A 25,898-nucleotide genomic window follows, 5' to 3' on the forward strand; every position below is an offset into this window, starting at 1 on the left:
CGACAGGCAGCGGCTTAAAATCACACGGCCGGTCGTGATACGTGTGGTTCGTGATGGCGCCGGCGTCCCGAATCACGCCGACTCCGGTCCTGCCGTCAGAAGATATTGGCTTGCTGATAGACGCTGATGCCGTCCATGGTTATCTCGTAGGGTTTCGTCTCTCGGGAGTGATTCGCGTTCCGAATCTTCTGAATCTCGACGGCGAGACGGGTCTCGCGGGTCTCCGAGCGGACGTACTGAAGGATGAACACGCCGTCGGTCAGGTACTCGATGACGCCGTAGCGGGAGGCGTAGGGGTTGTCTTCGTTGGCTTCGGAGGTGAGCATCGTCGTCACGCCGGCGTCCTTCAGCGACCGCGTGAAGTCGAACACCTCGGTCCGGCGCTTCGAGGGCTTGTCGTACATCATCTCGAGCAGCGAGACGGAATCAAGCACCAGTCGGTCCGCGCCGAAGTCCTCGATGAGGTCCGGGAGTTCGCCCCGGATGTTGTCGAGACTGTTCGCCATCTCGACTGGGTCTAAGTCGATGACGGCCAGTCGACCCTCGGCCTCGTACTCCTCGAACCCCCACCCACGGTCGTCGGCGGTGTCCATGATGGCCTCGTGTGACTGTTCGAGCGTGATGAACACGCAGCTCTCGCCGTTCTGGAGGCCGTGGTGGAGGAACTGCAGGCCGAACGTCGTCTTCCCGGTGCCTGCCGACCCGATAGTGACGAGGAGGTGTCGACGGGGAATCCCGCCCTGTATCATCCGGTCGAGCCCGTCGATACCGACGTCGATGCGCGGGATGTCGGAGTCGAAGTCCTCGTCCTCGAAGTCGGCGCCACCGCCGCCACCGGGGTCACCGGCGGACTCGAAGGCCGACGCGAAGTCGTCGTCGAACAGCCCGTCGCCGCCGGACTCGTCGAACGGGCTATCGCCGCCAGCGTCCTCGAACGGGCTATCGCCGCCAGCGTCCCCGAACGGGCTGTCGCCGCCAGCGTCCCCGAACGGGCTGTCGCCGCCAGCGTCCCCGAACGGGCTGTCGCCATCAGCGTCCTCGAACGGACCGTCGTCACGCTCCGCGTCGGTCGACTCCTCGCGCTCCGTGTCGTCGGCGTCGGTATCGTCTTCGGGTTCGCTCTGGACAGCGCTCTCGAACCAGTCGTCGTCCCGTCGCTCGTCGTCACTCATCGCCCCGACCACCGGCCACAGACCCGGGCCATGGAGTGACGTTCTCGCCCAGATAAATATAACCTTGCCGTCGTGGAGGGTTTATACCCGCCCGCGGGAAACACACGGGCAATGACCGTCGGTATCGTCGCCCAGCGAGACAACGACCGGGCGATGTCGCTCGCAAGCAGGCTGACCGGCCGCCTCGCCGAGGTGGGGGAATCGGTGGCCGTAGACCAGACGACCGGAGCGGCCTTAGACGACCACGAGGCGTGGGACGCATCACAGCCGTCGAGTCGTCCGGTCGAGGAGATGCGTGATTGTGACCTCGTCGTCAGCATCGGCGGGGACGGGACTTTCCTCTATGCCGCCCGCGGTGCCGGGTCGACGCCGCTCATGGGCGTCAACCTCGGCGAAGTCGGCTTTCTCAACGCCCTCGCGCCCGAGGAGGCCGTCGAGACGGTGGTCGCCGAGGTCGAACACATCCAGAAGACCGGCAGTGCCCGCACGCGAGCGATGCCGCGGCTACGGGCCAGCGGCCCCGGATGGACGCTCTCTCCGGCGCTCAACGAAGTGGTCGTGCAGGGGTCCCACCGCGGTTCCGGCGGTGGCGGGACGTTCGAGGTGCGCGTCGACGGGTCGCTGTACACCAGCGGGCACGCCGACGGGGTACTCGTCGCGACGCCCACGGGGTCGACGGCGTACAACCTCAGCGAGGGCGGGCCGCTCGTCCACCCCGACGTCGCGGGCCTCGTGGTGACGGGGATGGCCGAGGTCGACGGGATGCCGCCGCTGGTCGTCGACGCGGACAGCGACGTGGTCGTGACGCTGACGGATGCAGAAAGTGGCGTCGTAGTCAGTGACGGACGGGTCCGCGAGGAGATAACACCGCCGGAGCGCGTGACGCTGTCGCGGGCGAGCGAACCGATCCGGCTGGCCGGGCCACCGCTCGATTTCTTCACCGCGCTGGGGAAACTGGGTTAGCGGCGGCCAACGGCGTAGAGGACCGGCGCGACGGCGAGCAGTACCAGCCCGAACAGTTTGTACTGGAACGACGAGGCGAGGACGCTGCCGGCGTTCGGTTCCATCGCTGCTGCGGGCGTGATGAGGAGCAGGGCACCCATCGCGATGGTGTGGACGCCCAGCATCCGGAGCGAGCGCATCGGGAGGATGCCGACAGCGCCCACGACGAACCCCAAGAGCAGGATATCACCGATGGTGTAGTTCAGCAGGAAGCTGTCGATGACTTGCAGCGGTGGCGCGAGCATTCCTATCCCGAATCTGGCCGTGACGCAATCTTTAAAGTTCCGTTCCGTCACCGCTCGTTGGCACACACCGAGACGGCCCTCGACACCGCTCCCGACCGGCAGTACCGGGACTCAGACGGTGACGAATAGTTATATGTACGCAGCTAGCAGTAGATAATATCGTGTCAGACTCCACTGCGGATGCGACCGTTCTCGTCGTAGACGACGAGGAAGAGGTCGCAGACGTCTATGCGTTGCGTCTCCGCAACCAGTACGAGACAGAGACGGCCTACGGTGGCGAGGCCGCACTCGCCCGGGTCGACGAGGACGTCGACGTCGTGCTACTGGACCGACGGATGCCAGACATCTCTGGCGACGACGTCCTCGCGGAGATACGGGACCGCGACATCTCGACCCGCGTCATCATGATAACGGCGGTGGACCCGGACTTCGACATCATCGACATGCCGTTCGACGACTACCTCTGTAAGCCGGTCGATAAATCGGACCTCGTGGCGGCTATCGACCAGCAACTGGCCGCGCGCCGGTACGATGACAGACTCGCGGAGTATCTCGAAGTCACGTCGAAACTCGCGCTGCTGGAAGGCGAGAAGACTCCGCAGACACTCGAAGACAGCGACGGTATCGAGTCGCTCGAACGACGTGTGGAGGAACTCAAATCGGAGATGGACGAGGCGCTCTCGGAGTTCGAGAGCATCGACACCGCGTTCAAAGAGATCGGCCGCCGGCCGAGCTAACTCGCTCAGTCGTCTAGCGGAGTGTAGAGGACGTACCCGCTCGTCTCGGAAGCGACAGTCCTGAGTCGGAACGACGCCGCCCCACTGTCAGTCTCGCAGGTGACGACGGCGTCGAACCCGTCCGTGTCTAGCTGTGTTTCCGCCGCCGTCTCGGCACCGGTAACGAGCACTGCCTCGGAGAGTGGTGTCCCCGCCAGTTGGTCGGCCGGAACGCCGAACGTCGCGGCGAACGCCTCGTTGGCCGCTCGAATCACCGGCCCGTGACCCTCGTTCGCGTAGTAGAGGACGGGATCCGGATGACCGTCAAAGAGGTCCGCTGGTTGTGGCGCCGGCACGGACGAGTCGTCGACGTCGACGGTCATCGTCTCGTCCGCTATCTCGGCGTCGTCCGCAGTCTGGAGGAAGTGAACCACGGCGCCGAGACCACCGCCGAGTGCGACGCCGAGACCGAGTCCGACCGTTCGCGAGACGGGGAGATCAGCTACTGTGTCGACCCCGAGTATGAGCACAGCGAGCGTTATCGCTCCGGCGCCGATGTAGCCGACGACGACAGCGAGGCTCCCGAATCGTCCGGACGCCGCGGCGCCGTTACCGGAGGTGTCGTCCATCCTACTTCGGAGTCGACGGGCCACGAGTTAACCTTTTTCGAGACGCCGCCGGGCGATAAGACATATGCGTCTCTCCGTCCTACTGGAGGGACGTGTCCCCCGGCACAGACAGACGTGGGCATGTCCTGATTGTCGACGACGAACACGACATCGCGGACACGCAGGCGCTTCGACTCCGTGAGCGCTACGAGACGAGCGTCGCGTACGGGGGCGAGGCGGCGCTGGAACTGGCCGGACCGGACGTGGACGCGATTCTACTGGACCGTCGGATGCCGGACGTACACGGTGACGAGGTCCTCGACCGACTCCGTGAGCGAGGCTACGAGGGCGCTATCATCATGCTGACGGCCGTGGATCCGGATCTGAACATCCTCGAGATGGCGTTCGACGACTACCTCAGGAAACCGGTCGACCGGGAGACCTTACTGTCGACGCTCGATCAGCATCTCGACTCACCTGGTGAGGACGAGCGACTGGACGAGTTCTTCGAGATAACGTCGAAGATAGCCGTGCTGGAGGCCGAGAAGTCGGTGTCACAGCTCGAAGACAGCAGCGAGTACACCGCGCTCAAAGCGCGTGCCGACGAACTGGAGTGGCAGCTTCGGACCGAACTCGACGACTTCGACGACATCGTCGAGACGTACCGCGATATCGGCCGAAACTCCGGGTAATCAGAAGGGGCTCAGTCCGTCGCGAAGTAGCTTGAGAGCGATGATTGCGAGCAACAGGCGTACACGGTGCCTCGGTCGGGGAGGCGTCGACGTCGCTGGTCTGCCGTGACGTCGACGAGACCGGATGGCTACGACTCGGTGTGGTCCTCGACCAGCAGTTCGTTTTCGATGTAGGACTCCATGGCCTCGCGCATCTGCGGGAGCGGGTTGTCGTCTCGCGTCGCGTTCTGGAGCGTGATTCCCTCTAGCGTGGTCAACAGGAACTGTGCGGTGCGTTCGGCGTCGACGTCTCTGAACGCACCGTCCTCGCGACCCTCCTCGATGAGGGTGGCGATACGGTCGGTGAACTTCTGGTCCGTCTCCGTGAACTTCGCCCGAAAGTCCGGGTTACGGACTGCCTGTGCCCGCAATTCGACGTACGTCGCCAGTATGTCCTCTTGTTCTGGCATCCCGTCGACCGTGGGAAAGTCCCCGAGGAGGAGGCCGAAGAACGTCTGGAGGTCTGTCGCCGGGTCACCGGACGACTCTAGCTGAAAGACGCGGTCGAACTCTTCGAGGGTGAACTCGAGGAACGAGAGCAGTAGATCCTCTTTCCCGTCGAAGTGGTGGTAGAACGTCGACTTGCTGAGGTCTGCCTTGTCGGCGATACGCTGGATAGAGAGTCCTGCGTAGCCGTGTTCTTGCAGTGCACAGAACGTCGCACGCATTATCGCCTCGTGCGAGTCCTCGGGTTCGCCCGCGAACGGAAGCGCGTCGGTCATCCCGACCGAATATTCGTTTGGTAGACTAAAGTGCTTCGTACCAGTCGGTAACCGGAACGTTGATATTTGACCGAACGTTCGTTCGATACGAGATGACCGATAGGTGGTTCGGGTTCGACGACCCTAAAGGCCCGAACACGGACTTGCCCGTCCCAACGATCCCCGTATCGGCTGACGAACTCCCCTCTATCACTGTCCCCACGCAATGAGATTCCGAACACCACTGACGCTGATCGTCGTCGCGCTCTTGCTATCCGCCGGTACCGCCGCCGCCGCGGTGAGCGGGAGTCCCGACATCGACGTGACGTTCGCTGACAACACCGTCTCGCCGGGCGAGGAGACCACGCTCGACGTGGTCCTCGTCAACAGCGGCGACCTCGACTCCGGATCTGCGAGCAACCCGAGCCTGAACAGCGAGGTGACGACTGCTCGCGGACTGACGGTCGACGTGAAATCGGGCGGTGCGCCGGTATCCGTCACGACCTCCCGGCAGTCGCTCGGGACGCTCCCACAGGGGCCCTCGAAGACGGTCTCGTTCGACGTCAGTATCGACGAGGACGCAAACCCCGGCAAGTACCAGATACCGGTGCAACTGGCGTACGAACACACGAGCTATATCTCCGAGAGCGACGGGAGCCGCGACGAGAACGAAGTCACGCGAACCGCGATGGTCACGGTTCACGTCACCGACGACGCGACCTTCGACGTGACGAACGTCGAGTCCAACGCCCGCGTCGGGTCGACCGGCACGGTCGCCGTCACCGTAGAGAACACGGGCAACGAGGTCGCGCGTGACGCCGCCGTGACGCTCGCCAGTCGGAGTGGCGACCTCGGCGTCGGTGGCGGCACGGAGAGTTCGCGGTACGTCGACGTCTGGGAGACCGGCGAACAGCGGACCTTCCGGTACCGCGTGAGCGCCTCCGAGAACGCCGAATCGGAACCCTATCAGTTCGACCTCTCGGCCACGTTCGACGACGCGGACGGCGCCCGAAAGCAGTCCGTCGGCTCGTCGGTCGGTATCGCGCCGCAGCCAGAACAGACGTTCTCGGTCGTGAACACGTCGAACGCCGTCGCGGTCGACAACACCGGTTCCTACGCGGTGGCCCTCCGAAACGACGGTCCGGTGACGGTCCGCGACGCGACGGTCACGGTCACCTCACAGAGCTCCGACATCACCTTCGGTAAGTCGAGTTCGACGACGCAGTACGTCGGAACGTGGGCACCCGGCGAGACCCGGACCGTGGTCGTCGACGCGACGGCCAGTCCCGACGCCGAGACGCGCTCGTATGCCCTCTCCACGTCGGTCCAGTACGAGGACCCGGAGGGTGACGCGGGCGTCGACGAGGGCCTCTCGCTGGGCCTCCAGCCCCAACCGGAGCAGCGGTTCTCCCTCTCGAACGTGACCGCTACTCTGCAGGCCGGTGAAGACGGTCGCCTCGAAGCCACGCTGACCAACGACGGTCCGCGTGCGGTCAGGAACGTCGTCCTGAACTGGAACAGCGATCACAGCAACCTCTCGCCACAGGAGACCCAGTACGCCGTCGGGAACCTCGAACCCGGCGAGTCAGCGACGGTGGATTTCGGCGTCGACGCCTCAGAGAACGCCGACGCCGGCCCGCGACAGTTCGACTTCACCGCGGTGTACCGGGACGACAACGGTGACCGCCGTGAGAGCGATACGATGGAGGTCCGGACCGACGTCGCGGCCAGCGAGGACGAGTTCGACATCGAGTCCGCCAACACGACGGTCGACGCTGGCGGTACGGCGACCCTCGAACTCACCGTGACTAACGCGGAAGACGTGCCGCTGACCGACATCTCGGCGAAACTGTTCGCCGATTCGCCCATCTCCGTCACGGACGACGAGGCGTACATCGACCGCCTCGAACCCGGCGAGTCGACGACGCTGCGCTTCGGTATCAGCGCGAGCGGCGGGGCGATGCAGAAAGATTACCCCGTCTCGCTCGACTTCCGGTACGAGGAACCCGACGGTGACACACCGGTCTCGGACACCTACCGCGTCGCCATCGGCGTCACGTCGCAGGGCGGCGGTGGGTCGCCGCTCGCGACTATCGGCGGCGTCGCGCTCGTGGCCGTACTGGCTATCGGCGGCTACTTCAGGTTCAGATAAGATGGAGTATCAGCGGTACATCGACTGGATAGACGACCGCATCGTCGAGGACTCCCGTCGGGTCGTCGCCGTCTTCCTCGTCGCGACGCTGATCTTTACCGCCGGACTGGGCAACATCTCGACCAACGCCGGGACCTCGCAGTTCACGACGGGCCTCCCGGCAGAGGAGGCCTTCGAGCAGGTCAATCAGGAGTTCTCGCCCGCGTTCTCGCCTGACACCGGGTCGACACAGCTCATCCAGCGCGGCGACAACGTCCTCTCGAAGGACGGGCTGTTGCGGATGCTCAGGTCCCAGCATCGGCTGGAACAGAAGCCGGACCTCAGGGTGCAGAGCACCTCCAGCGCGGCCAGTATCGTCGCCACCAAGCTGGACCCGACGGCCACCTCGACCGAGGCACAGATTCGAGCCGTCGAGTCGGCCACCGAGAGCGAAATCGACGCGGCGGTCCGGACCGCGGCCGACGAGAACCCTCGATTCACGTCGCTGGTCAGTAACGATTTCAACCGTGGGTCCGCCTCGGCCTCGGCGACCATCGGCCTCGCGACCCACGAGGTACCCGCTGGCATCTCCTCTGGGTCCGGCCAGGGCGGTTCCAGTCCGCTGACGGGTATCCAGCAGCGCGCCGACTACGTCGTCCAGTCGGCGGCCCACGGCAGTATCACCGTCTTCGGGAGCGGTATCATCGCCGACGAGAACGCCCGCGTGTTGGTCGACTCGCTGTTGCTCGTGGTCCCGGCGGCCGTGCTGTTCATCATCTTCTTCCTCATCGTCGCCTACCGCGACCTCGCGGACTTGGTTCTGGGGATGGTCACCCTGCTGATGGCCATCATCTGGACGTTCGGGTTCATGGGGCTCGCGGGCATCCCGTTCTCACAGATGCTCATCGCCGTCCCACCGCTGTTGTTAGCGGTGGGTATCGACTTCGGTATCCACGCGATCAACCGCTACAGGGAGGAGCGCCAGGCGGGGGCCTCTCTCGAGAAGGCGATGCGCATCACGACCGACCAACTCATCGTCGCGTTCTTCATCGTCACCGGGACGACCATCATCGGCTTCGCGGCGAACCTCACGAGCGCGCTCCCACCGATTCGGGACTTTGGCGCCGTCGCGGCCATCGGTATCACGTTCACGTTCCTCCTGTTCGGTATCTTCCTCCCCGCCGCGAAGGTGGAGATCGACCGGCTGCGCGAGCGGTACCCCATCCCGACGTTCAGCACCCATCCGCTCGGTGAGGAAGGCGGTGCACTGGCGCGAATTTTGGAGGGCGGTATCACCGTGGCCAATCGCGCGCCGCTGGTGTTCCTCGCGCTGATGCTCCTGCTGAGCGCCGGGTCCGGCGCGTACGCGACGGACATCTCGACGACGTTCGACCAGACGGACTTCCTCCCGCCAGAGGAGAACCCCGACTACCTCATGCAGTTGCCCGAACCGTTCAAGCCGGGCACCTACACCGTCACCGAGCAGATAAACTTCCTCGAAGACAACTTCGGATCGACACAGAGCGGACAGACGACGGTGTACTTAGAGCGGCCGATGCGACAGGACGGGGCGCTGGAGTCCATCTACCGCGCTAGCGAGGACCCGCCGGATTCCTTCGTCCGGGAAGACGGCCGGGCGAAGGCGACGTCCATCGTCACCGTCATCCAGGACCGCGCTGCGCGGGACCCCGAGTTCCGCCGTCTCGTCGAGCGCAACGACGCCAACGACAACGGCGTCCCCGACGACAACCTCGGGACGGTATACGAGTACCTGCTCGACTCCTCCTCGCGCGATCGGACGCTCCAGTACCTCGGTGACGACTACCGGAACGCCCGCATCGTCTACACTGTCGAGGCCGACGCGGACAACGGTGACGTGACTGACGACACGCAGGCGCTGGCGAACGAATTCCGCTATACCGCCGTCGCTACCGGGAGTATCGTCGTCTTTCAGGCCGTCTCCAACCTCATCCTCGAATCGGCGATCACCTCGCTCGCGGTGGCACTCGCCGGGACCGGCATCTATCTCGTCCTCGTCTATCGCCTCTTCGAGGGCCGGCCCTCGCTGGGCGTGGCGAACCTCGTGCCCATCGTCGTCACCGTCTGTCTCATCGCCGGGACGATGCGGTATCTGGGCATCCCGTTCAACGCCATCACCGCGACCATCCTCGCTATCACCATCGGTCTCGGGGTGGACTACTCCGTCCACGTCACACACCGGTTCGCCGACGAGATACACCAGAAACCCCTCCAGCAGGCACTGGAGGCGACGGTCCGCGGGACCGGCGGCGCGCTACTGGGGAGCATGCTCACGACCACGTCCGGCATCGGCGTGCTGGCCCTGGCTATCTTCCCGGCGCTGGGACAGTTCGGCATCCTCACCGGCATCTCCATCGTCTACGCGTTCCTCACGTCGGTGTTCCTGCTCCCGTCGGTGCTGGTTGTCTGGGACAGCGTCACCAACTACGACCAACCGCTCCGGCGTCTGTTCGACCTCGGGAGCCCCCAGCAGCCAGTGAAACCGACCGAGGGCGACGACTGACGCGTCTGTCGGTTTTGTCTCTCGGCGACACGCCACTGAAGCCTTTATCCGGAACCACCGCTAGCCTACCGATATGACCCACGTCGTCATCATCGGCGCGTACGGGAGCGCCGGCGCGGCCGTCGCCGGCGAACTCGTCGAAGCGGACGGAATCGAACTCACGCTCATCGACAACGGCGACCCCGGCGGCGGCCTCTGTATCCTCGAAGGGTGTATGCCCTCGAAAGAGGTGCTCTCCGCAGGCGCTCACCGGTTTCAGGCCCGGCACGACCACCGACTGGTCGGCGACGTGCCGGAGGTCGACCTCGAAGCCGTCGTCGAGCAAAAGAACGACCACACCCGCGGGTGGGCCGGCCACCGCCGCGACTCCATCCACTCGATGGCCGAACGCGACGGCGTCGAGTTCGTCCACGACACGGCCACGTTCGTCGACGACCACACCGTCCGGGCCGGCGGCGAGGAGTACGAGGCCGACTACGTCGTCGTCGCCACCGGGTCCTCGGTGAACGTCCCGGACCTCCCCGGTATCGACGAGGTGGAGTTCATGACGAGCAAGGACGTCCTCCACGCCACGGAGTTCCCGGACTCGGGCATCGTGATGGGCTTTGGCTACATCGGCATGGAGATGGTCCCCTACCTCGCCGAGGCCGGCGGGATGGAACTTACCGTCATCGAACACGACGACCGGCCCATCGACGAGGCCGACCCCGCCTTCGGCGACGAGGCCCGGCAGATCTACGAGGACAACTGGGACATCACGATTCCGACGAACTGCTACGAGTGTGAGTTGGAGGAGACGGCAGACGGCGGTGTCCGCCTGCACGTCGAGTTCGAGGACGGCACGGAGGACACCTACGAGGCCGACCAGCTATTCCTCTTTACCGGCCGCCGCCCGACGCTCGAAGGCTTGGGCCTCGAAAACACGTCCGTCTCTGCCGAGGGCGACTGGGTACGCGAGACGATGCAGACGGAAGACGCAGATCACGTCTACGCCGTCGGCGACGTAAACGAGAAAGAACCGATCCTCCACGTCGCCAAAGAGCAGGGCTTTACCGCCGCAGAGAACATCCTGCGACAGGAGGCCGGGGCGGAGCCACAGGCCTACGAGAACGTCCACCACCACGTCATCTTCTCGGGACTGGGCATCTACCCCTTCGCCCGCGTGGGCCACAACGAGGAGACGGCCCGCGAGGAGGGGTACGACATCGTGACGGCGACTCGGCAGGCCAGCGACGACGGCGTGTTCAAGTCGAAGGACGTCCCCGAGGGGCTCTCGAAACTCGTCGTCGACGCCGAAGACGGCACCGTCCTCGGATGGCAGGGGCTGCACTACCACGCCGACAGTTTCGCGAAGACGATGCAGATCGTCGTCGAGATGGGACTGGACGTGCGTGACCTGCCCGACCGGGCGTACCATCCGACCCTGCCCGAGAACCTCGACGGCCTCATCCGGGACTGCGTGGCCGAACTGGACGACTAGTCCCGCATCGACGGATAGTTCTGTATCTCGACGAACCCGGATCCACCACAGGCCGCACACTCGTCCGGCGGCGTGTAACTGTGGTCCGGCGGGTCGCCGTGGACGGTGCCCGCGAAGACGGCGTGACACTGCTCGCAGACGTACTCCTGTGGTCGCTCTGGCTGGTGTGCCATGTTATGTATTTGAACCTACACGTCCATAAGCGTGTGTCCGCCGCCTGCCGGCCTCACTCGACGTCGAGGCCGTGGATTTCGAACCGCGCCCCACCGCTCTCGCTTTCGGTTATCGTGACGCGTGCGCCGTGGGCCTCCGCTATCTCCTCGACGATTCTGAGCCCGAGCCCCGTCCCGTCGCCGCTGGTGGTGTAGCCGCTCTCGAACGCGGACTCGCGCTCGTCGACGGGGATGCCGGGGCCGTCGTCGGCGACGTAGAGGCCGCTACTGTTCGACAGGGTGCCGACGCGGACGGTGACGCCGGGGTCGCCGTGTTCGACACTGTTTCGAAAGAGGTTCTCGAACAGTTGGCGGAGACGACTGTCGTCGCCCGAGACGGTCACCGACTGGTCGGGGACGGTGAGGGTCGCTCCGTCGTTTTCGATGACGGCCCACGCCTGCTCACAGAGAGGTCCCAGTTCCACGTCGCTCGGCTCGACGACCTGATTGCCCGAGCGAGCGAGGGCGAGTACGTCGTCGATGAGCGTGTCCATCCGGGTCAGCGCTCGCTCCATTCCGACGACGTGGTCGGGGTCACCGTCGTACGCTTCGGTGAGGAGTTCGAGGTGGCCGGTGGCGACGGTGAGGGGGTTGCGCAGGTCGTGTGAGACGACGCTTGCGAAGTCGTCCAGTCGGTTGCGCTCCCGGGTGAGTTCGCGCTCGCGCCGTTCGCGCTCCAGTTCGTAGCTTATCCAGTTACCCATCAACTCAACGAGCGTGACTTCCCAGTCGGCGAACGCCTCGTGTCTGGGATTGCGGTCGTAGAAGCAGAACGTCCCGTACACCTCGTCGTCGACGACGACGGGCATCCCGACGTAACAGGCGATGCCCATCTCGGTGAAACCGGAGCGCTCGGCCAACTCGGGGGCGTCGGCGGCGATGTCCTCTATGACGAGCGTCTCCCGTTCGACGATGGCCCGCTCACAGTTAGTCGACCCGAGCGGAACCACGTCGCCCGTCTGTGTCCGTCCGGTGGGGTCGATGACGGCCTCGAAGACGTAGTCGGACCCCTCGACACGCGAGAGTGCGCCGAACTCCGTTCCGAGGGCGTCCCGGCCGACTTCGAGGAGGTGTTCGACCTTCTCCCCGAACGGGGTCTCTTTCTCGGCGATGACGCGGTACATCTCCGTGAGAATCTCCTCCCGTTCGGCGAGCGAGTCCTCCCGCTTCCGTCGAGTGGTCACGTCTCGGAAGTACACGGAGAGGCCGGTCTCGGAGGGGTACGCTCTGACGTCGAACCACGTGTCGAGGGGGTCGTAGTACGCTTCGAGCGATTCGGGTTTCTGGCTCTCCATCGCGCGGTGGTAGACGTCGTAAAACTCCGTATCGACGATTTCCGGAATGACGTCCCAGATTCGACGGCCCACCAGTCTCGAGGTGGCGTCTGTCACGTCTGCGGCCTCGCGGAGTATCTCTCGGCCGCGCTCGTTGAGGTAGGTGAACCGCCAGTTCTCGTCTAGCGCGAAGAACGCGTCGGTCATCCGTCCGAGGATGGCTTCACGGTCGGACTGTTCGGTCATCGCCGTGTGAACCCGGTCGGTCAGCGTGGCTAGCTGTTCGTCCAGTGGATCCTTGCGAACGTACTCCGTCGCACCGGCGGCGATGGCGTCGCTGGCGATAGCCTCGCTCCCGTCGCCGGTGAACACCACGACCGGCATATCCGGGTATCGGTCCCGGAGACTCCTCAGCAGGTCTACCCCGGTACCGTCCGGGAGCGTGTACTCCGTGACGAGACACTCGACGGCGTGTTCGACGACGAGTTCGAACGCCTCGGTGACGCTCCCTGCCGTCAGGACTTCGATACCGTCGCTGGAGGCAGTCAACGCGCTCCCGACTGCTGCCGCGGCGTCCGCGTCGGCGTCGACGTAGACCACACGCCGGGTGCCGTGGCCGTATCCGAGTGAGTCGTTCTCGGCCTCGGCGTCGTTCATAGCGTCCCTTAGACGTAATGCCCTAAATCGATGTGGGTGACGATTTTTCACTCAGTTGATCGGCCTTCCGGCGCACGCGCGGCCAGCACCGGCATCTCGGCCACTCGCTGGGGCGAGAGCGCCCCCCAGTCGACACCCTTCGGTCGGCCGTACGGCGTCGCTGTCTCGACGGTCCGCTCGGGCGTCACGACGTAGTCCATCGGCACGTCGTGGGCGTCGACGGGCACCTCGACGTCGGCGACGGCCCCGTCGGGCCCGTCGACCACCTGCAGTTCGTGGACGGTCGTCAGTACCGGCGTCGTCTCGGAGACGAGTCCCAGTTCCCGCAGGACCGCGTACTCCAGATCGCTAAAGCCCTCGCCTTTCCCGATGCGAGCGCCGTCTTCGGTGACCGCCACCGACCCGGACACCACGAGGTCGACGTCGCCGACGGCCTCGGGACCCACCTGTCGGGCGTGGTCGGCGACGTTCGACACCGCCGGCGCGGCCTCGATGTCGTCTAACTCGTCGGGGTCGAGTTCGTAGAAACACCGCTCCTCTCGCAAGCGCGGCACAGCCATGTAGACGGTCTTTCCGGCCCGCAGCGCCGCGCGGCGGAGCGGCAGTTGCGGCGAGTCGGGGTTGGCTTTCACCGTCTCTGCGTCCGCCCAGACGGCCGTCTCGGTCGCGCGCTCTGCCGCCCGTTCGGCCCCCTCGTAGTTCGGAATCCGGTCGTGGGGCGGGAACGGGAACCGGGCGACGCCGCTCTCTTCGAGCGCGTCCCACACCGCCTCGCGAATCGCCTGCTTGTCCATATCCGGCCTTCGACCGCCGACTCGCAAAAGTGGTCCGTCCTAACTCACGATAGTCCCGGCGTGCGTTCTGGGGTTCAGTTCGGCGAGGCGTTCCTCACAGTCCGTACAAGCCACCGCGAGCACCTCGTGAACCCCACAGCAGGAGGTCTGGACGTCGCTGGCGCGTTCGACTGGGCCGCCACAGGCCGGACAGACCGTCCGGTGTGCGCGGACCGTCTCCAGCATCTCGACGCGCTGTTCGCGGGGCAGGTCCGCCCAGCGCTCGGTCCACTCAGCGAGCGCTTCGTGTGCGGCCACGTCGACGCGGAGCGCGCTCCACGAGGGCCACTCGCGGACACGGTGGCCGACGGTCACTGCGGGATGTGGGTCGCGCTCGACGGTCACGTCCTCGGCGTCGGTCCCGAAGACGTTCGCCAGCGGCCCGGTCAGGTCGGCGTCGGTGGGTCGAGCAGTCAGTCGTTCTCCGAGCGCGGCGGCGAACGCCTCGGTGAGTTCGCGGCCGTCGTCAGTCTCGGCCACAATTCCCTCGTCGGCGAGGAACGCGTCGGCGTCGACGGCGTTCTGGCGGTAGTGTTCGACCCGCTGGACCACCTCGAAGTCGTCGGGGTCCGTGTAGCCCGGTGCGTTTCCGAACGCTCGCAGGACACGCTCGGGGAGGTACTGCTGTGTCAGTCCCGGCGTCCCCGGAACGAGGTAGCCCCGAAGGGCGATAGCCGCGAGCGAGACGACGGCGACGACCGCGGCGAGTTCGACGGCGACGAGCGTCGAGAGCCCGCTCAGGACGGCTGCGATGGCGACGTTGGCGACGGTACACGGCCAGCACCGACGCTCGCCAGTGTGTTCGGGGTCGCGTATCCGTCCGAGCAGCGACGACCCGCCGGGAGGCATGGTCCGTGATACCGTCTCGATAGTGAAAAGCGTATGCCGTGTGCGCGCCCCAGTTCGGGCCGCCCGGTGGCTACTCCGGTTCGATTCGCACCGTCGTCTCGGCGGCCAGTCCCTTCCCCGCGGCGTCGTCGACGTCGACGTACGCGCCGAGGGTGTACTCGCCGGGCTCCGCTGGCTCCCACTCCGTCTCGCTCACTTTGAACAGACCCGTCCAGCGCCGGCGGAACTCCTTGCGCTCGCCCCGGTCGAACGTGAAGACGCGCTCCTCCTCGGGGAGCGACTCGGGGACTCGGGAGGCCTCGGGCGCGCCGTCGACGTGCCACGTCCACAGGCGCGGCGTCCGGGTACGGACGCTGACGGGGAACGGGAACGCGTTCCGAAGGGTCACCGTCACCGGGACGGTGGTCCCGGTCGGATACGACGACTGCGGCGTCTCGACGGCGACGCGTATCGCACGGTGGGCAAGCCACGCCGGGACGAGGTACCGACTCAGCGACTCGCCGGGCACCGACCGCATCGCCGCCGGCTTGGGCGTCTCCTCCCGTCTGCGCGGCGTGAACGCGTCGTCGTCCCGTTCGAGCGCGTCCGACTCGTAGATGCGGCGCATTGGTGGTCGTAGCCCGTGAGATCTGTAAAGCGTTGGGGTGGTCAGTCGTCGGCGACGGCGTCGCCGCCCTCCGTCACGTCAGTCGGGCCGTCGGCGTACTCGTCGTCGTGGAGGTGGCAGGCGATGCGGTGGGTGTCGCCGGTCCGGGCCGCTCTGGGTTCGTCGGCCTCACAGGGCGAGACGAACGCCTCGTCCAACTGCGCCGACGCGCCTTCGACGTCACCGCCGTGGAGGCGGTCGATGGCCGCCGAGAGGGCGTCCTCGGCGTCGGGGTCGGAGAGTCGGTCCGGCAGGCCGAACTCCTCGCGGACCAGTCCGCCGAGGACGTCTCTGGACGCTGACTCGGGGTCGGCGCGTTCGTCCTCGGTGACCGCGGTCAGCGAGTCGACGCCGTCGGCCTCGGCGGCCCGCAGTTTCAGGTCCATCACCGCGCGCCACGCCGGCTGTTCGAGGTCGTACGCCGGCGGCTGGATGACCTTCGGACAGCGAGTGTGGAACCGACACCCGCTGGGCGGGTTCAGCGGCGACGGCACCGCCCCGGGGAGGAAAATCTGGTCGCCCTCCCACAGCGGGTCCGGTTCCGGCACCGCCGACAGCAGCGCCTCCGTGTAGGGGTGATAGGGCGGGTCGAACACCTCCTCGGTCGTCCCGACTTCGGCGAACTCTCCGAGGTACATCACCGCGATGCGGTCGGAGATGTGCTCGACGACGGAGAGGTCGTGGGCGATGAAGATGTACGAGAGGCCGTACTCGTCCTGTAGGTCCTCCAGCAGGTTCAGAATCTGGGCCTGCACGGAGACGTCCAGCGCCGACACCGGTTCGTCACAGACGATGACCTCCGGGTCGACGGCCAGCGCTCGGGCGATGCCGATACGCTGGCGCTGGCCCCCCGAGAACTCGTGGGGGTAGCGGTTGGTGTGGCTGGGGTTCAGCCCGACCGTCTCCAGCAGGTCGTAGATGCGCTGCTCGCGGGTCTCGCCCTCGGCGATGCCGTGGATGTCCAGCGGTTCGCCGACGATGTCGCCGACGGTCAGCCGGGGGTTCAGACTGGAGAAGGGGTCCTGAAAGATGTACTGCAGGTCCTTTCGCAGGTCGCGGAGGTCGCTGGACCCCAGTTCGGTCAGGTCGTCGCCCCGGTAGTACACCGACCCGTCGGTGGGTTCGGTCAGTCGCAGGAGCGCGCGGCCGAGCGTCGTCTTCCCGCACCCGCTCTCGCCGACGACCCCCAGCGTCTCGCCCTCGCGGAGTTCGAGGTCGACGCCGTCGACGGCCTTCACTTGCTGGGCGTTCCCCAGCAGGGCGTCGACGAACCCGCTGCTCGAGTCGTAGTACTTCTCGAGACCCTCCACGCGGAGGATGGGCTCCTCACCGGGCATCCTGTTCCTCCTCTACGAGCGGGTCCTCGCCCTCGACGGTGACCTCGAAGTCGAGGCCGTTCTCTAGGTCGCCGGTGTACTCCAGACAGGCCGCGGCCCGGTCGTCGGCCGCTGTCGACGCGTCGCCCGTCTCCGGGTCGACCAGTGGCGGTCGTTTCCGGGCGCAGCACTCCTCGGCGTACGGACACCGGGGGTGGAACGCACACCCCGGCGGCACGTCCACGAGGTCCGGCATCGTCCCCGGAATCGTCTGGAGGCGGTCGCGCTCGTCGCCGATGCGCGGAATCGAACTCATCAGCCCGACTGTGTAGGGGTGTTTCGGATCGTAGTAGAGGTCCTCGACGCTCGCTTTCTCGACGGGCCGACCCGCGTACATCACCATGACTCGTTCGCAGATCTTCGCGACGACGCCGAGGTCGTGCGTGATGAGCTGGACGGCGGTGTCGAACTCGTCGGCGAGGTCCTGAATCTGGTCCAGGATCTTCGCCTCGGTGGTCACGTCCAGCGCCGTCGTCGGTTCGTCGGCGATGAGCAGGGCCGGGTCACAGGACAGCGCCATCGCGATGACGGCCCGCTGTTGCATCCCGCCGGAGAACTCGTGTGGGTAGTCGCCGTACCGGCTCTCGGCGTCCGGGATGCCCACCCGGTCGAGCAACTGGACGGTCCGGTCCCGCGCCGCGTCGTCGTCGTAGCCGAGGTGGTGGCGAATCGCCTCCGAAATCTGCTCGCCCACCGAATAGACGGGGTTGAGCGCGGTCTGGGCGTCCTGGAATATCATCGCGATTTCGTTGCCACGGACCGACCGAACCTCGGACTCGCTCATCTTCAGGATGTCTTCGCCCCTGAACAGAATCTCCCCGCTCTCGATGCGGCCGGGTTCCTCGATGAGACGCATCAGCGAGAGGGCGGTGACGGACTTGCCGGCTCCGCTCTCGCCGACGACGCCGAACGTCTCCCCGCTCTCGATGCGGTACGAGAGGTCGTCGACGGCGGTGACGACCCCCTCCTCGGTGTAGAAGCTCACCGTGAGGTCGTTCACTTCGAGGAGCGTCATTCGGCACCTCCGGCGCCGGCGGCGCTTATCTCCTGTGCGTCGAGCGCGTCGTTGATGCCGTCACCGATCATGTTCATCGCCATCACGAACAGGAAGATGGCACCGCCGGGGAAGACGGTCACCCACCACGGGATGGTCCCGCCCGGCCCCGTGATGATGGTCGAGCGAGTCTGGTTGAGCATCGTCCCCCACTCGGGCGTGCCGGGCGGGAAGCCCAGTCCGAGAAAGCCCAGTGCCGCGACGCCGATGACGACGGTCCCGATAGAGAGCGACGCCTGCACGATGAGCGGCGCCATCGCGTTCGGGACGATGTGTCGAAAGATGACCGACCGGTCACGTGCGCCCAGCGCCTGTGCGGCCAGCACGTACTCGTTTTCCTTGACCGACAGCACCTCGCCCCTGATGAGGCGGGCGTAACTCGCCCACCCGGGGACGGTAAAGGCGACGACGAGCGGCCAGTAGCCGCCGCCCAGCAGCGCCACGATGACCAGCGCCAGCACCAGACCCGGGAACGCGAAGATGACGTCGACGAACCGCATCATCACCTCGTCGACCCAGCCACCGTAGTAGCCCGCGATAGCGCCGTAGGCCATCCCGATGGTCGCCGTGATGCAGACGACGACGAAGCCGATTGAGATGCTGATTCGCCCGCCGACGAGCAGTCGCGAGAAGATGTCTCGGCCGTTGGCGTCGAGGCCCATCGGGTGGGCGAGCGTCGGCGGATTGAACCGTTCGAGGCTCGGGTTCTGCAGGTAGAGAATCTCGCCGGGTTCGTAGGGCGCGATGGCGAACGGCTGGACCGGGACGCCGGCGACGACGACCTTCTGTGAGAACAGCGCCAGCAGCGACATGATGGCGACGGTGTAGACGCCGAGCATCGCCGCTCTGTTCTCCCTGAACCGCCGCCACGCGCGCTTCCATCGGCCGTCGGTCCCGCCAGTCGTCGTCGCCTCGCGCCAGTCGGAGAGGCGTTCGCGGTCGGTGACTCGGTCCGTGTCGAATCCAGTTATCCGGATGCGTCCTCGTTTCGTAGACATAGTCAGTCGTATCGTATCCGCGGGTCCAGCACCGCGTACAGGATGTCGGCGAGCAGGTTCGCCAGGATGATGGCGACGCCGGTAAACAGCGTGATGCCGAGTATCAGATCGACCTGTCGGTTCCTGACGGCGGCGATGAGTTCACGTCCCAGTCCCGGCCAGCCGAACACCTGCTCGACGACGACGGACCCGGAGACGATGGCCGCGGTCAGGAACGCGGCGACGGTCGTCACCGAGATGAGCGAGTTCCGGAGGACGTGCTTCAGGACGACGGTTCGCTCGGGCAGTCCCTTCGCTCTGGCGGCGGTGACGTACTCCTTGTTCATCTCCTCGGCCATCGAGGAGCGCATGATGCGCATCAGGTTCGACGCCGAGGCCGTCCCGATGGTGATACCGGGCAACAGGAGGTACCACAGCGTCGCCGGGTGCCACAGGGGCTTTCGCGGTGCGCTCACCGGGAAGAGGTTCAACACCAGCGCGAAGACGAGAATGAGCATCAGTCCGAGCCAGAAGTTCGGCAGCGAGATGCCCGCCAGCGCGACGAACCGGCTGACGTGGTCGCCCAGTTCGTCCTTCCGGACGGCGGCGTAGATTCCGGTCGGGATGGCGATGGCGAGTGCGAACACCCAGCCGAACAGCCCCAGCACGACGGTCTCGGGGAGTCTGTTGGCGATGATGTCGCTGACCGCTCGCTCGCGAGCGCCGTAGGTCGACCCGAAGTCGCCGTGCAGGACGATATCGCCCAGCCAGTTGAGGTACTGCTTCCACGCCGGCTGGGTCAGGCCGTATCGCTGCTTGAGGCGGGCAATCTCCTGTGGCCCCATGTCGGGGTTCAGTCCGATGGCCACCTGTACCGGGTTTCCGGGGGTGAGCTTCACCAGCGAGAAAGTGACTATCGAGACCCCCAACAGGATGGGGAACACCAACAGCACCCGCTTGAGTATAAATCGACGGAGGCTCATGCTGGGTGAATCTCACCGGTCCAGATACGTAATCTGTTCGTCGGCCGGGTTGTACAGCCCGTACCCGACGATGTTCTGTACGCTGGGATAGCTGTTGAACCCCTTGACGGCGTTCGAAACCACGCCGACGGTGGTGCTGTGAGTCCCGTAGGAGTTGGCGTTCTCTTCTAAGATTATCTCCCAGACCTCTTCGTACCGCTCCTGACGCAGTTCCGGGTCCGTCGCCACGTCGACGCCGTAGCGCGCGTTCCGGAGCTTCTGGTTGAGTCGGTCGATATCGACGTTCTGGAAGTTACAGCACTGCGCGAAGTTGTCGGGGTGGTGGATGGACTTCGCGTACCCGTGCGGGCCGAAGCCGCCGGAGAGGCCGATGAACGCGATGTTTCCCTTCTTGTAGTAGTTCTTGCTGAGCAGTTGGCTGATGAAGGTGAGGAACTCCGTCGTGTTGATGGAGGCCTCGAAGTACTTCGTCCCGTTTATCTCCTGGTTCAGCGACTGGACGATGAGTTCGACTGTGCGAACCCGGTCCTTGTTGTCGGAGTTGGTCTCCAGGGTGACCTCGATGGGATACTCGATGCCCGCCTCCTCGCCGACTTCGTCCAGCATCTCGGCGGCGGCCTCGGGGTCGTAGGTGTTGTACGACTGCAGGTCCTCGACCAGTTGCTCGTAGTCAGCCGTTCCCTTCCCGGCGGCGAGCGGCGGGAGTGGGACCCACGCGGGGTTCTCCCACCCCTGAAAGATGTTGCTCGCGATGCTCTCTCGCGGGACGAGTTTGTTCACCGCGCGCCGGAGTTTGGCGTTGTCCCACGGCGTCTGGGTCACGGGGAACTGCATGAACGTGAAGCCGGCCCCGTCGGTCGGTGCGGTCCGGAAGTCCTCGGAGTTCTGGAAGTTGGTCTGCGCACTGGAGGAGAGGCCCCGGGTCATGTCGATTTCCCCCTCCTGTAGCGACCCGGCCCGTTTCGACGGGTCGCTGGTGACGGCGATGTCCACCTCGTCGACCACCGGGCCGTTGGGGAAGTCGCTCGGTCCCTCGAACCAGTCTTTCATCGCCGTGTCGAACCAGTAGTCCTCGAACTTCGAGTACGTCGCGTAGCTCTCGTTCTCGTAGTCCGTGAGCGTGAACGGTCCGGTGCCCATCGGCTCGTGGCTCTCACGCGGGTCCATCTGGCCCAGCGGGACGTTCTGTGATTGGCCGGGCTTGCCGGTTATCTCCGTCGGGTAGATGCTGAAGTCGCTGAGTTCGCGGATGGCGGCGGCGTCGGGAATCTGTACGTACAGGTCGACCGTGTAGTCGCCGTCGCGCTGGACGTCCAGCAGGGAGTCGAACACCTGTCCGGACAGGGCGGACCCGCGGAGGCGCTCGTAGGAGGCCACGACGTTGTCGGCGGTCAGTTCCTCGCCGTTGTGGAACGTGATCCCCTCGTGTAACTGGAACCGGTACTGCATCCCGTAGGTGCCGTCGGCGATGGCGTCGCCGACTTCCGCGACGGTCAGCACGCGCGCGGTGTCGCCCGCCGACGGGTCGCTGGGGTTGTCCGGGTGCTGGATGACGATCTGCTCGTCCGTATCGATGAAGACCGTCCCGTCGTCGGTCTCGGCGTACTGCACCTCCGTCATGTAGTCGGTGTAGGCCGTCCGCTTGATGTCCTGAACCTCCTCCTGTTCGTAGGACTCCGCGAGCCACGGATAGATTTCGCCGCTGGCACCGGTCGTCGTCATGCCCTCGTACAGGAGGTTGTGGTGGACCGAGGACGTCGCAGAGGTACTCTCGGGCGGGTCGAACGTGTCGACTGCCGACCCGAGCCCCGCTCTGAACGTCCCGCCACGCTTGATGTCGGCGGGGTCTACACTCACTCGGTCCTGTACGGGGTCGACAGTCCCGCCGCCACCGCCGCTGTCGAGACCCGAACACCCGGCGACGGAGGCGACGCCGAGGCCGGCGACCGTTTGCATGAGGTTTCGCCGCGATAAGACGCTGGACAGACCCTGGTTTTCGTTGTCAGTCATGCGATATCACAAATGGTCTATGATGATGGATATCTCCCTAAACAAAAAATTTTGCGCAAATTTACACTGTACAATCACGCGACATGCCGAATATCTTGGGTGATAACGGCGACCGAACTATCCGTGTCGGTCGACGTTCGATAGTGACAGGACAACGCCAACTCGTCCGACAGTCGGCGTCCCCCGACGGGGCTGCTTACCGGCGTCTGCCGACCAGTGCCGCCACAGCGAGCGCACTGACCAGCGCACCGACGGCGGTGAACCCGGGGCCGTTTCCGCCGGTCGTCGTCGTGCCGTCCGACGCCGTGGCGGTGGCCGTCTGGGTCGTCTGCTGTTCGCTCGTCTCGTTCTCGACGGCCGAGCGCGGGACGTAGCTCTCCTCGTCGTAGCGCTCCGGGTAGAGCTGTCGCGTGGCGTCGTGGACCGTGTTGACGACGCTCCGGGGGGCCGGCTGGTTGAGGTCACGGACCCGAAGCCGGACGGTCGCGTTCGTCTCCCCGGCGGTCGTACTCGCGTACGGTTCCTCGTCGACGAGGCCCGCCGTTTGCTCGGTGACGACCAGTACCTCCGGGTCCAACTGGAGGAGGACCTCGTTGCTCAGTTCCGGGTACCCGGTGTTGTTACGCGCGGCGACGTTGTCGGCACCGGCCACGTCCAGCAGGGTGTCGATGAACGTCCCGTTGGCGGCGACGTACCCGCCCCCGAGGGGATAGAGGACCGTCTTGCGGTCGTCGATGCCGGCCGTCGTGTCCCGCACGGCGTCGACGTTCCGCGTCATCCACGCGTTGGCCTCGGCCGCGCCCTGACAGTTCCCGGTCAGGCGGCCGATGGTCGTCGTCTTCTGGCGGATGTCCTCGACGGAGGTCGAAGCCGGCAGGTGATACACGGTCAGTCCGGCCTCCCGAAGGCCCGCCACGTCGCCCGCGCTGGCGTTGGGGGCGATGACGAGGTCGGGGTTCGTGCCGACCACCTTCTCGACGCTGACGCCGAATCCGGCGGAGACGTTCGTCCGGCTCTCGGCCCCCTCCAGATACGACGCGAACTTCGTGAGACCGACGACCTGCTCGCGGCCGCCGATCTCCCACATCGTCTGTGCCGCCGAGGGGTTCGTCGTCGTCACGCGCTCGGGGCGCTCTTCGAGGGTTATCTCGGTTCCCGTGGCGTCGGTCATCGTCACCGGGAACGAACACGTCTGTGCCGACGCCTGTGTACTCGTCGCGGCCCCCGGCGTCGCGCCGACGACAGAGAAGACCAGCAGAACTCCCAACACTGCGGTAGCGAATCGTCGCATCGTCTGTGTGGGGGTACAGGAACAATAAATATTTACCTACTGCAAGTGCCGTTTCAATCATGCAGCCGTCGGGACGGACCCTCTTCTGGTCGCTGGCGCTCGCGGGTCTATTGGGTGCTGTGATCACCGTAAGCGCCGGCATCGGCCCGGTGTGGATTCCGCCCGACGCCGTCGCGAAGGTGTTGCTCAACGCCGTCGTCCTCCCGACGGCCGTCGACCTCTCGGGCGCGACGCCGGCCGTGACGACACAGCCACTGTTCCGGTTCCCGGTCGAGGACATCCAGCGCCAAATCGTGTTGCAGGTCCGCCTGCCACGTATCCTGCTGGGGGCGATCGTCGGGTTCTCGCTCGCGGCCGCAGGGACCATCATGCAGGGTATCTTCCGCAACCCGATGGCCGACCCCTCGATTATCGGCGTCTCCTCGGGCGCGGCCGTCGGTGCCGTCGGCTTCATCGTCGCGCCGGTGGCTCTGCCGTTCGGCCTCGGCCTGCGCGCCGCCGCCTTCTCCGGGGCGCTACTCGCGGCCTTCGGCGTCTACCTCATCGCGACACAGAACGGCCGGACGCCGGTCGCGACCCTCCTGCTGGCGGGGGTCGCCGTCCAGACCTTTCTGGGCGCCGTCGTCTCCTTTCTCCTCCTCCAGAGCGGTGAGAGCATCCGTCGGGCGCTGTTCTGGCTGATGGGGCACCTCAAGGGCGCGGCGTGGCCGGAGGTCTGGACGAGTCTCCTCCTCGTCGCCGTCCCGTTCGTCGTCCTCCTCGTGTACGCCCGCGACCTGAACGTCATGTTGCTGGGCGAGGAAGACGCCCAGAGCCTCGGCATCGACGTCGAGCGGACCAAGCGAATCCTGCTGGCGTTCTCCTCGCTCGTCACGGCGGCGGGCGTCGCCGTCGCCGGCATCATCGGCTTCGTCGGCCTCATCGTCCCACACGTGATGCGACTGGTCGTCGGCCCGGACCACCGGGTCCTCCTGCCGACGGCAGCGCTTGCGGGGTCGTCGTTCCTCGTGGCGACCGACACCCTCGCTCGCTCGGGGAGCGCGGAGGTGCCCGTCGGCATCGTCACCGCCGCCCTCGGCGCCCCGTTCTTCCTCTATCTCCTCCGCCAGCGGGAGGTACACGAACTGTGAGCGACCACGACGACGGCCACGCGGGCGAGGCGATACCGATGCTCGAAGCCAACGACATCGCCGTCTCGCTGGGCGGCACGCAGATTCTCTCCGGCGTGGACCTCACCGCCGAGTGTGGCTCCGTCGTCGGTCTGGTCGGCCCCAACGGCGCGGGCAAGACGACGGTCCTGCGGACGCTCAGGGCGACGCTGTCGCCCGACCGCGGGACGGTGCGGGTCGCCGGCGAACCCATCGACGACCTCTCGACGAAGGAAGTGAGCAGGCGCGTGGCCAGTACGCCGCAGGCGACGACGCTCTCGTTCGACTTCACCGTCGAACAGACCGTCGAGATGGGCCGGACGCCGCATCTGGGCCGGTTCGACCGCGCCGACGAGGACGACTACGACGCCGTGCAGGCGGCGATGGAGCGCGCGGAGGTGGCGCAGTTCGCCGACCGCCCCGTCACGTCGCTCTCCGGCGGCGAGCGCCAGCGAGTCCTGCTGGCCCGCGCGCTCGCACAGGAGACGCCGGTCTTACTGCTTGACGAACCGACCGCCAATCTGGACGTCAACCACGCCGTTCGCACGCTCGAACTGGTCGCCGACCTCGCCGCCGAGGGGAAGACGGCCGTCGCGGCCATCCACGACCTCAATCTGGCCGCCCGGTACTGCGACGAACTGGTCGTGCTCTCCGACGGCGAGGTCCGTGCGGCCGGCGATCCGCGCGACGTACTCACGTCGGAGACGCTCGGGGACGCGTTCGACGCCGAGGCGCTCGTGACCCGCCAGCCCGGCACCGACGCGCCGCTGGTGACGCCGCTCCCCGACCGCGACCCTCTCGACGCCGCGGTCCACGTCGTCGGCACCGGCGGGCAGGCCGCCGCCGCCGTCGCCCGCCTCGTCGCCGCCGGCAGTTCCGTCACCGTCGGCGTCGTGCCGGCGGGTGACGCCGCCGCCGAACGCGCCCGCGAACTCGACTGTCCGGTCGTCACCGTCCCGCCCTTTGCCGGCGTCGACAGCAACGCACGGGAGCGAGCGACGGAACTGGCCCGCGAGGCCGACGCCGTGGTCGTCGCGGGCGACGTGGGCGACGCGAACCAGTCGGTGGTCGCCGCCGCCTCGCGCCTCGTCGCCGTCGCCGGCGAGGGCGTCCCCCGCATCGAGTCCGAGCGGACCACCGTCACCACCGTCGAGTCACTCCCCGAGGCCGTCGCAGACCTCCCGCCAGCGGAGGACCGCGACGAGCGTGCGGTCCCGTCCGGGGAACAGCAAGACCGATACTGACCCGTTCCCTAGCCCG

The 25,898-nt window shown here is 66.2% G+C and carries 23 protein-coding genes; 8 read left to right on the top strand and 15 right to left on the bottom strand.

Features of this window, described 5'->3' with window-relative positions:
• Positions 1-95: 95 nt before the first annotated feature.
• Positions 96-1,172 (bottom strand): KaiC domain-containing protein, encoded by a 1,077-nt coding sequence (locus tag IEY28_RS09500; RefSeq protein WP_188996711.1) that lies wholly within the window; start codon positions 1,170-1,172, stop codon positions 96-98.
• Positions 1,173-1,283: 111 nt separating this feature from the next.
• On the opposite strand from IEY28_RS09500, the gene IEY28_RS09505 reads away from it, so the two are divergent.
• Positions 1,284-2,135: an NAD(+)/NADH kinase gene (locus IEY28_RS09505; RefSeq protein ID WP_188996713.1), complete on the top strand. Its 852-nt coding sequence runs from the start codon at positions 1,284-1,286 to the stop codon at positions 2,133-2,135.
• On the opposite strand, the gene IEY28_RS09510 is transcribed toward IEY28_RS09505, so the two are convergent.
• Positions 2,132-2,419: a DUF8006 family protein gene (locus IEY28_RS09510; RefSeq protein ID WP_166972080.1), complete on the bottom strand. Its 288-nt coding sequence runs from the start codon at positions 2,417-2,419 to the stop codon at positions 2,132-2,134. The genes IEY28_RS09505 and IEY28_RS09510 overlap by 4 nt on opposite strands.
• A gap of 161 nt (positions 2,420-2,580) precedes the next feature.
• On the opposite strand from IEY28_RS09510, the gene IEY28_RS09515 reads away from it, so the two are divergent.
• Positions 2,581-3,156 carry a response regulator gene (locus tag IEY28_RS09515; protein WP_188996715.1) on the top strand — a complete coding sequence of 192 codons (576 nt, stop codon included), beginning with the start codon at positions 2,581-2,583 and terminating at the stop codon, positions 3,154-3,156.
• Between the two features lie 5 nt (positions 3,157-3,161).
• Here IEY28_RS09515 and IEY28_RS09520 read toward each other — a convergent pair whose 3' ends face one another.
• Entirely contained in the window at positions 3,162-3,764 is a 603-nt protein-coding gene (locus IEY28_RS09520) for a hypothetical protein (RefSeq protein ID WP_229783097.1), read from the bottom strand.
• A gap of 92 nt (positions 3,765-3,856) precedes the next feature.
• Here IEY28_RS09520 and IEY28_RS09525 point away from each other — a divergent pair, with 92 nt between their 5' ends.
• Positions 3,857-4,435 (top strand): HalX domain-containing protein, encoded by a 579-nt coding sequence (locus tag IEY28_RS09525; protein ID WP_166972074.1) that lies wholly within the window; start codon positions 3,857-3,859, stop codon positions 4,433-4,435.
• A 128-nt stretch (positions 4,436-4,563) separates the two neighbouring features.
• On the opposite strand, the gene IEY28_RS09530 is transcribed toward IEY28_RS09525, so the two are convergent.
• A complete protein-coding gene (locus IEY28_RS09530; protein ID WP_188996717.1) occupies positions 4,564-5,196 on the bottom strand; it encodes a TetR/AcrR family transcriptional regulator in 633 nt (210 codons plus the stop codon).
• 205 nt (positions 5,197-5,401) lie between these two features.
• Between IEY28_RS09530 and IEY28_RS09535 the strand changes: the two genes are divergently transcribed.
• The 3 genes from IEY28_RS09535 to IEY28_RS09545 all read left to right on the top strand — a co-directional run bounded on the left by IEY28_RS09535 (position 5,402) and on the right by IEY28_RS09545 (position 11,328).
• On the top strand, positions 5,402-7,327 hold the full coding sequence (locus IEY28_RS09535) for a COG1361 S-layer family protein (protein ID WP_188996719.1): 1,926 nt from the start codon (positions 5,402-5,404) through the stop codon (positions 7,325-7,327).
• Between the two features lies 1 nt (position 7,328).
• Positions 7,329-9,848, top strand: a complete 2,520-nt coding sequence (locus tag IEY28_RS09540; RefSeq protein ID WP_188996721.1) for an efflux RND transporter permease subunit — start codon at positions 7,329-7,331, stop codon at positions 9,846-9,848.
• A 73-nt stretch (positions 9,849-9,921) separates the two neighbouring features.
• Positions 9,922-11,328 carry a dihydrolipoyl dehydrogenase family protein gene (locus tag IEY28_RS09545; RefSeq protein WP_188996723.1) on the top strand — a complete coding sequence of 469 codons (1,407 nt, stop codon included), beginning with the start codon at positions 9,922-9,924 and terminating at the stop codon, positions 11,326-11,328.
• Here the strand turns inward: IEY28_RS09545 and IEY28_RS09550 are convergent.
• The 11 genes from IEY28_RS09550 to IEY28_RS09600 form a co-directional block, all read right to left on the bottom strand.
• Positions 11,325-11,501 carry a hypothetical protein gene (locus IEY28_RS09550; RefSeq protein WP_188996725.1) on the bottom strand — a complete coding sequence of 59 codons (177 nt, stop codon included), beginning with the start codon at positions 11,499-11,501 and terminating at the stop codon, positions 11,325-11,327. The genes IEY28_RS09545 and IEY28_RS09550 overlap by 4 nt on opposite strands.
• Before the next feature lie 53 nt (positions 11,502-11,554).
• The gene (locus tag IEY28_RS09555; protein ID WP_188996727.1) at positions 11,555-13,471 is read right to left on the bottom strand and encodes a hybrid sensor histidine kinase/response regulator; all 1,917 of its coding nucleotides are present in this window, start codon (positions 13,469-13,471) and stop codon (positions 11,555-11,557) included.
• 47 nt (positions 13,472-13,518) lie between these two features.
• Complete coding sequence (locus IEY28_RS09560; RefSeq protein ID WP_188996729.1) at positions 13,519-14,265, bottom strand: 5-formyltetrahydrofolate cyclo-ligase; 747 nt, start codon at positions 14,263-14,265, stop codon at positions 13,519-13,521.
• A gap of 39 nt (positions 14,266-14,304) precedes the next feature.
• Complete coding sequence (locus IEY28_RS09565; RefSeq protein WP_188996731.1) at positions 14,305-15,153, bottom strand: DUF8054 domain-containing protein; 849 nt, start codon at positions 15,151-15,153, stop codon at positions 14,305-14,307.
• A gap of 70 nt (positions 15,154-15,223) precedes the next feature.
• A complete protein-coding gene (locus IEY28_RS09570) occupies positions 15,224-15,760 on the bottom strand; it encodes a DUF7974 family protein (RefSeq protein ID WP_188996733.1) in 537 nt (178 codons plus the stop codon).
• A 41-nt stretch (positions 15,761-15,801) separates the two neighbouring features.
• The gene (locus IEY28_RS09575; RefSeq protein WP_188996735.1) at positions 15,802-17,136 is read right to left on the bottom strand and encodes an ABC transporter ATP-binding protein; all 1,335 of its coding nucleotides are present in this window, start codon (positions 17,134-17,136) and stop codon (positions 15,802-15,804) included.
• The gene (locus IEY28_RS09580) at positions 17,126-18,190 is read right to left on the bottom strand and encodes an ABC transporter ATP-binding protein (protein ID WP_188996737.1); all 1,065 of its coding nucleotides are present in this window, start codon (positions 18,188-18,190) and stop codon (positions 17,126-17,128) included. The genes IEY28_RS09575 and IEY28_RS09580 overlap by 11 nt, the downstream gene beginning before the upstream one ends.
• A complete protein-coding gene (locus tag IEY28_RS09585) occupies positions 18,187-19,227 on the bottom strand; it encodes an ABC transporter permease (protein WP_188996739.1) in 1,041 nt (346 codons plus the stop codon). Before IEY28_RS09585 ends, IEY28_RS09580 begins: the two co-directional genes overlap by 4 nt.
• Before the next feature lie 2 nt (positions 19,228-19,229).
• Positions 19,230-20,189, bottom strand: a complete 960-nt coding sequence (locus IEY28_RS09590; protein ID WP_166972047.1) for an ABC transporter permease — start codon at positions 20,187-20,189, stop codon at positions 19,230-19,232.
• A 12-nt stretch (positions 20,190-20,201) separates the two neighbouring features.
• Positions 20,202-22,145, bottom strand: a complete 1,944-nt coding sequence (locus IEY28_RS09595) for an ABC transporter substrate-binding protein (protein WP_188996741.1) — start codon at positions 22,143-22,145, stop codon at positions 20,202-20,204.
• Positions 22,146-22,395: 250 nt separating this feature from the next.
• A complete protein-coding gene (locus IEY28_RS09600; protein ID WP_188996743.1) occupies positions 22,396-23,490 on the bottom strand; it encodes a PGF-CTERM-anchored ABC transporter substrate-binding protein in 1,095 nt (364 codons plus the stop codon).
• A 59-nt stretch (positions 23,491-23,549) separates the two neighbouring features.
• Between IEY28_RS09600 and btuC the strand changes: the two genes are divergently transcribed.
• Together btuC and IEY28_RS09610 are read left to right on the top strand one after the other, a co-directional pair.
• Positions 23,550-24,620: a vitamin B12 ABC transporter permease BtuC gene (btuC, locus tag IEY28_RS09605; RefSeq protein WP_188996745.1), complete on the top strand. Its 1,071-nt coding sequence runs from the start codon at positions 23,550-23,552 to the stop codon at positions 24,618-24,620.
• Between the two features lie 38 nt (positions 24,621-24,658).
• Positions 24,659-25,882, top strand: a complete 1,224-nt coding sequence (locus IEY28_RS09610) for a heme ABC transporter ATP-binding protein (protein ID WP_188996903.1) — start codon at positions 24,659-24,661, stop codon at positions 25,880-25,882.
• Positions 25,883-25,898: the final 16 nt, after the last annotated feature.

Source organism: Haloarcula pellucida, from assembly GCF_014647235.1.
GTDB lineage: Archaea > Halobacteriota > Halobacteria > Halobacteriales > Haloarculaceae > Haloarcula > Haloarcula pellucida.

Coding starts and splice junctions, on each gene's coding strand:
- IEY28_RS09560 (WP_188996729.1), bottom strand. CDS start 14,265: ATGGACAAGCAGGCGATTCGCGAGGCGGTGTGGGACGCGCTCGAAGAG.
- IEY28_RS09510 (WP_166972080.1), bottom strand. CDS start 2,419: ATGCTCGCGCCACCGCTGCAAGTCATCGACAGCTTCCTGCTGAACTAC.
- IEY28_RS09505 (WP_188996713.1), top strand. CDS start 1,284: ATGACCGTCGGTATCGTCGCCCAGCGAGACAACGACCGGGCGATGTCG.
- IEY28_RS09565 (WP_188996731.1), bottom strand. CDS start 15,153: ATGCCTCCCGGCGGGTCGTCGCTGCTCGGACGGATACGCGACCCCGAA.
- IEY28_RS09520 (WP_229783097.1), bottom strand. CDS start 3,764: ATGGACGACACCTCCGGTAACGGCGCCGCGGCGTCCGGACGATTCGGG.
- IEY28_RS09610 (WP_188996903.1), top strand. CDS start 24,659: ATGCTCGAAGCCAACGACATCGCCGTCTCGCTGGGCGGCACGCAGATT.
- IEY28_RS09555 (WP_188996727.1), bottom strand. CDS start 13,471: ATGAACGACGCCGAGGCCGAGAACGACTCACTCGGATACGGCCACGGC.
- IEY28_RS09570 (WP_188996733.1), bottom strand. CDS start 15,760: ATGCGCCGCATCTACGAGTCGGACGCGCTCGAACGGGACGACGACGCG.
- IEY28_RS09590 (WP_166972047.1), bottom strand. CDS start 20,189: ATGAGCCTCCGTCGATTTATACTCAAGCGGGTGCTGTTGGTGTTCCCC.
- IEY28_RS09535 (WP_188996719.1), top strand. CDS start 5,402: ATGAGATTCCGAACACCACTGACGCTGATCGTCGTCGCGCTCTTGCTA.
- IEY28_RS09530 (WP_188996717.1), bottom strand. CDS start 5,196: ATGACCGACGCGCTTCCGTTCGCGGGCGAACCCGAGGACTCGCACGAG.
- btuC (WP_188996745.1), top strand. CDS start 23,550: ATGCAGCCGTCGGGACGGACCCTCTTCTGGTCGCTGGCGCTCGCGGGT.
- IEY28_RS09585 (WP_188996739.1), bottom strand. CDS start 19,227: ATGTCTACGAAACGAGGACGCATCCGGATAACTGGATTCGACACGGAC.
- IEY28_RS09545 (WP_188996723.1), top strand. CDS start 9,922: ATGACCCACGTCGTCATCATCGGCGCGTACGGGAGCGCCGGCGCGGCC.
- IEY28_RS09575 (WP_188996735.1), bottom strand. CDS start 17,136: ATGCCCGGTGAGGAGCCCATCCTCCGCGTGGAGGGTCTCGAGAAGTAC.
- IEY28_RS09550 (WP_188996725.1), bottom strand. CDS start 11,501: ATGGCACACCAGCCAGAGCGACCACAGGAGTACGTCTGCGAGCAGTGT.
- IEY28_RS09500 (WP_188996711.1), bottom strand. CDS start 1,172: ATGAGTGACGACGAGCGACGGGACGACGACTGGTTCGAGAGCGCTGTC.
- IEY28_RS09600 (WP_188996743.1), bottom strand. CDS start 23,490: ATGCGACGATTCGCTACCGCAGTGTTGGGAGTTCTGCTGGTCTTCTCT.
- IEY28_RS09580 (WP_188996737.1), bottom strand. CDS start 18,190: ATGACGCTCCTCGAAGTGAACGACCTCACGGTGAGCTTCTACACCGAG.
- IEY28_RS09595 (WP_188996741.1), bottom strand. CDS start 22,145: ATGCAAACGGTCGCCGGCCTCGGCGTCGCCTCCGTCGCCGGGTGTTCG.
- IEY28_RS09540 (WP_188996721.1), top strand. CDS start 7,329: ATGGAGTATCAGCGGTACATCGACTGGATAGACGACCGCATCGTCGAG.